5 protein-coding genes are annotated in these 5,044 nt (G+C 43.6%); 2 read left to right on the top strand and 3 right to left on the bottom strand.

The window, feature by feature from the left end; all coding sequences use genetic code 11:
* A partial coding sequence (locus V7D75_RS13410; RefSeq protein WP_333614959.1) for a Fe-Mn family superoxide dismutase occupies nucleotides 1–160 on the top strand: 160 nt, incomplete at its 5' end.
* 78 nt (nucleotides 161–238) lie between these two features.
* On the opposite strand, the gene V7D75_RS13405 is transcribed toward V7D75_RS13410, so the two are convergent.
* From V7D75_RS13405 to V7D75_RS13395, 3 genes are read right to left on the bottom strand one after another with little or no spacing between them, the layout of a single operon-like run.
* On the bottom strand, nucleotides 239–1,297 hold the full coding sequence (locus V7D75_RS13405) for a hypothetical protein (protein ID WP_333614954.1): 1,059 nt from the start codon (nucleotides 1,295–1,297) through the stop codon (nucleotides 239–241).
* On the bottom strand, nucleotides 1,287–2,105 hold the full coding sequence (locus V7D75_RS13400) for a DUF72 domain-containing protein (RefSeq protein WP_333614953.1): 819 nt from the start codon (nucleotides 2,103–2,105) through the stop codon (nucleotides 1,287–1,289). Before V7D75_RS13400 ends, V7D75_RS13405 begins: the two co-directional genes overlap by 11 nt.
* 40 nt (nucleotides 2,106–2,145) lie before the next feature.
* A complete protein-coding gene (locus V7D75_RS13395) occupies nucleotides 2,146–3,282 on the bottom strand; it encodes a polyprenyl synthetase family protein (protein ID WP_442968969.1) in 1,137 nt (378 codons plus the stop codon).
* Between the two features lie 702 nt (nucleotides 3,283–3,984).
* Between V7D75_RS13395 and V7D75_RS13390 the strand changes: the two genes are divergently transcribed.
* Nucleotides 3,985–5,044, top strand: a 1,060-nt coding sequence (locus V7D75_RS13390; protein WP_333614952.1) for an enoyl-CoA hydratase-related protein, incomplete at its 3' end; no start/stop codon positions are given.

Genomic DNA, 5,044 nt, shown 5'->3' with positions numbered 1-5,044 from the left:
CCAAGTCGCCGTATTGACTTGTGACGTATGGGAACATGCTTACTACATCGATTATCGTAACCGTCGTCCTGACTATGTTGACACCTTCCTAGACAAGCTAGTGAACTGGGACTACGCAAACGCAAAATATAAAGGTCAAGATGCTGGTGTTGAAGAGTAATCTTTAACCACTAAGTATTTGATTTGAAAAAAGGACGCTGAGAAGCGTCCTTTTTTTTGGTTTTGCTCCCATAAAAACTTAGTCGGACTTTGGTAAAGCTTTTTCATTTAATTTTTTAATTACAAACTGACCTCGTTCTGATACTGCATTGGATTTATCCAATGCAAACTGCTCTGCAAAAATTTTAACTTTATCTTGTTTTAGGCGGTCAGTATTTATAATCAGAAACTCTGCTGATACGCTGCGAACAATTGAAGATCGGTCAAGCGCTGATCTATTAAGTAATTCGATTAGAGGTATATACACATCAATTTTTCGTTCAGCAATAACAGGTATTAATTTTCTTCTGCCATAAGCTTTATCAACCCACTTCCATTCGTAACCACTAATCCATGTCATTCGGGCTTCAAACAAACTACGAAACGCTTTAGCTCTTACGTAAGGCTGGATGGCATTATGAGCAATTTCATTGAGATAATCATCAAAAATAGGCAGCTGACCAAATTGGGACAATAAACTAGGAATGGCTCCTGACGCAAATGTGATTAAATTATTTTTCAATGACAAAGTGACATCTTTTCTTAAAGCAGTATTTAAAATAACATTTCTATTTTCTTGTTCTATACGACCCCATGAATTCCAATTTGATAAGATGGTCATCAAAGCTTCTGCAATAATGTTAGGGTCAGTTTTGTGACTGACTAAGATAAATGCTTCTTTGGCAGCCACACGAACTTCTGGAACCCAATCATTTAATCTGCGAGCAATCAATATAAGAAAAAAAGCATTAGGGGCGCTCTCTGACAATAAGTTTAGACTTTTTTCGCGTTCGTAGCCATCCCAACTGACCAGTCCTAGCCAAGATGCCTGCTCAATAAATAGTGATTTGATAGCTTTTGACAGGCTTTCCCACTTTGATTGCGATACTAAGTATTTTGCTACCTCCTCACGAATGAGGCGTTCCCAGTAATCTAAATTAACTAGCTTCAGCTGTGAGGTAACTTCAATCATAGGTGTCATATCACCTTTTGATTTTAAAACATTATTAATTGCTAAGATAAATTTATCGGTCATTTCTATTGATGGTTGCATAATTTGCTTACTCCAAGCAGCAATGATTTTTCTATCAAAGCACATTAAAACCAAACTCCTCAAGCGCCGTTCTCAACATCGCAATATTATAATAAGCATGCGCATTAACAGCGTTTTGAAAGAAGATATAAAGCGTATCAAAGTGCTGACGCTGATTGGCAATTGCTTGCGCCCAGTCGTTCATTTCAGCCTCAGAGTAACGATAATCATGCCGATCGCTGGCACTCATCGCATCCCACCAGTTTAGATTATTACCATGCATGCGCAGATAGCCAGTACGCCCAGTAAATATCAATCGTGACGGCGGCAGACCGCTGACTTTAGGGTAATCGACGCTACACCAAATCAAACCTTGCTCGATAAAGCTATCGACGACTTGCGGCGTATGCCAACCATTATGACGAAACTCAACGGCTAGTGGATAGTCTTTAAACCAACTAACGAGATTTGCCAGATAAAGACGATGCTCACGAGTACGATCAAAGCCATGTGGGAATTGTAGTAGTAGGGGCGCAAGCGCATTGGCTTCGATAAGTGGCGTGAGGGCTGTCAGGAAAGCTTGTGCGTGATCACTTGTGCCTTTACGCGCATGAGTGAAGTCTTGATGCAGCTTAACGGCAAATTTCAACTCACTATCCGCTTGTACGTAAGCTTTATCTACCATTCCTGCAAAGGCTTTTTGGCCGATAGGCGCGTAAAAGGTGCTATTAATCTCCACCGCCCCGTATTGCTTGGCGTACTCTCGTAAGAAGTCAGTCTTTTTGGTGCCAGTCGGATATAACGTCCCGAGTAAGTCGGTATCGCTATAGCCGCCCGTGCCGAGGTAGATACGCTGAGTAGGGGTACTTTCCATGTTGACCACCCTTTATCGTTTTTAATGTTTATTGCTAAGCTTATTTTTTACGTGACCATAACCAGTTGATTAATGCTAATAAAGCGTTAGTGTCTGCACTGTCTTTTTTACCACTCAGCTCAGGGCTGCTTAACTCGCGGATAATGGCTGCGCGGCCGTCATTAAATAGCGATTGCGCATAGCGGGTCGCTTGCTCGACGCCCATCAGTTTCACATAGGTAGATTTGTCTAACTTTTCATCGCTGCCCGCAGGTTTGCCGAGGGTATCGGTGCTGGTGGTCACATCTAAGATATCGTCTTGGACTTGAAAAGCAAGGCCAATATGCTGCGCGCAATCTTGTAGGGCAATACGCTGCGGCGCCGTCGCTCCTGCACAGATACCGCCCATTAACATCGCCGCTTCAATCAACGCCCCAGTTTTATCACGGTGGATGGCTTCTAAATCATCTTGTGAAATGTTGGCGCTGGCTTCAGCATTCAGGTCGAGCATTTGCCCAGAAACCATGCGTCTGGCACGCGGCGCGAATATCGCGATAAGCTGGCTTGCGATAGCAGAGTCATACGGCGCAAAGGTTGGCAGCTCTGCGGTTAGTACTTCAAAAGCAAGTGTTTGTAGCACGTCACCGGCGAGTAGGGCGGTCGATTCTGCAAAGACAATATGGGCGGTTGGCTGACCACGGCGCAGCTCATCGTCGTCCATACACGGCAAGTCATCATGCACCAATGAATAGGTATGCAGCAGCTCCACCGCTAAAGCCGCCCGGCGCGCCATATCATAATCGGAGTCATTTTCTAGCAGTGATTCTAAATCGCTATTTTGCTGAATTTGCTTAGCTTCTTTATCCGTGCTTTTATCGACATATTCATCAGCTCTATTAACATCGTCATTCGCATTGCTTTGATTAACACTGTCAAAGGCGCTGGCGACCAATAACGGCCGTACCAATTTACCAGTACCTGTCATCACATAACGGCAGGCATCAAGCAGCGGACTTGGCAGCTCAGCGTAAGCAAATAGCATCTCGATATCTTGCGCCAGTTGCGCGCGTACGGCGCTATGAAATTGCTCAGTATTATTATTAAAGCTTGCAAAAGGCACCGTTGTTGAAACAGTGTTTGAAGCCGTTGTTGAAGACATAGGGCTTGGCATAGAAGTAGAAGCAGGGGAAACAGTCATAATCCAACCATTAATCAGGTGAATAATAAAAATAGCGCTAGTGTAGCATGATAGATTATATTCCTTATGCTACGAGTATTATCAATGACGTATTTTTGGCGGTTTAATGTTAAAAACTGGTGTAAAAAAGCCCGTTGAATAGGCGTAATAATGCAACAAACCCTTGTTACCTATTATTGATTTAACTTGGCGGTTAGATGTGTTTTGATAATAAAGGCTAATTCCTATCTTAAATCTCAGTATACAGGCGGACACCTAAAGCACCTTGGCCGCAAGGTAAAGGGTTGGTGTCGACTTAAGAGTGACTTGCGAGTATGGTATTAGCTTGTGACAGTCGGGGGCATAATCCCCTACACTAATTGGCGTGAAAATGGTCTGGCACTTAGTGCATAGGTTTTTTACCTGATTTAAGTGACTCATCATCTCAATGTTCAGTCAGTGTTTATAACATCAGTACCGGTAACAAACGTATATAAATGAAGCGCCGTATTCATATTTGCTATTGCCTGATAGCGTTGCAAAAAATGAATACAAACATGAGCGCTGGATAATAAAGACATCTGCACTGCTCATATACTGACTTTTAAAGCAGTATGTTGGCAGTGTTATTACTCGTTTTACTAACAATAACTGACTATGACCTTTAATTTTAAAGCTTTTAATTTTAAAACGTAGCTTTCGTTATATAGCAAGGAGTTTCAAATGGTATACCAAGGAAATCGCATTACGGTGACAATGCTAGAGGATGGCATCGCCAACATGCAATACAACGCCGAAAATGAGAGCGTGAACAAGTTTGATGCTGAAACCAATAAGCAATTTGCTGAAGTTGTGACAGCGCTAGAAAAAGCGGATGACGTTAAAGGCTTAATCGTCACCTCAAGCAAAGGCGTGTTTATCGCTGGTGCGGACATCACAGAATTCGTCGGTTCATTTAAGAATCCAGAAAACGAAATTAAAGATTGGGTCGTTAATATCAATGACGCTTTCAACCGTTTTGAAGACCTGCCATTTCCAAAAGTAGCGGCCATCAATGGCGCCGCGCTTGGCGGTGGTTGTGAGATGACCTTGGTTTGTGAATACCGTGTCATGAGCGACAAAGCCATTATCGGTCTACCAGAAACCCAACTCGGTATCTTCCCAGGCTTTGGTGGTACGGTGCGTAGTACGCGTGTGATCGGTATCGACAATGCGCTTGAATTGATCGCCACTGGTACGCCGAAAAAACCACTTGATGCGCTAAAACTTGGCCTCGTTGATGCAACCGTGCCTGCTGATGATTTGCAAGATGCCGCGATCGACCTAGTCAAAAAATGTATCTCAGGTGAGCTTGATTGGCAAGCGAAGCGTGAAGAGAAGCTGAATCCTGTAAAGCTAAACCAGCTTGAGCAAGCGATGGCGTTTAACAGTGCCAAAGGCATGATCTTTGCCAAAGCCAATCCTAAGCAATACCCAGCGCCAGCAATCGCTATCGAAACCATTGAGAAGCACGTCAATTTGCCACGTGATAAAGCAATCGAAGTCGAAGCGGCTGGTTTTGCCAAAGCGGCGAAAACCCCACAAGCAGAAAGCCTGGTCGGTCTGTTCTTAAACGATCAATTGGTGAAAAAACTTGCCAAGCAGCACAGCAAAAAAGCACACGAAATCACTGAAGCGGCCGTACTAGGCGCCGGTATCATGGGCGGCGGTATTGCGTATCAGGCAGCCAGTAAAGGCTTGCCAATCATCATGAAAGATATCAAGTCTGAGCAATTAGACCTTG

The sequence above is a fragment of the Psychrobacter sp. genome, assembly GCF_036731945.1.
In the GTDB taxonomy this organism is placed as follows: Bacteria; Pseudomonadota; Gammaproteobacteria; order Pseudomonadales; family Moraxellaceae; genus Psychrobacter.
The sequence above is the reverse complement of the archived record's forward strand: the minus strand, read 5'-3'. Positions and strand labels throughout refer to the sequence as shown.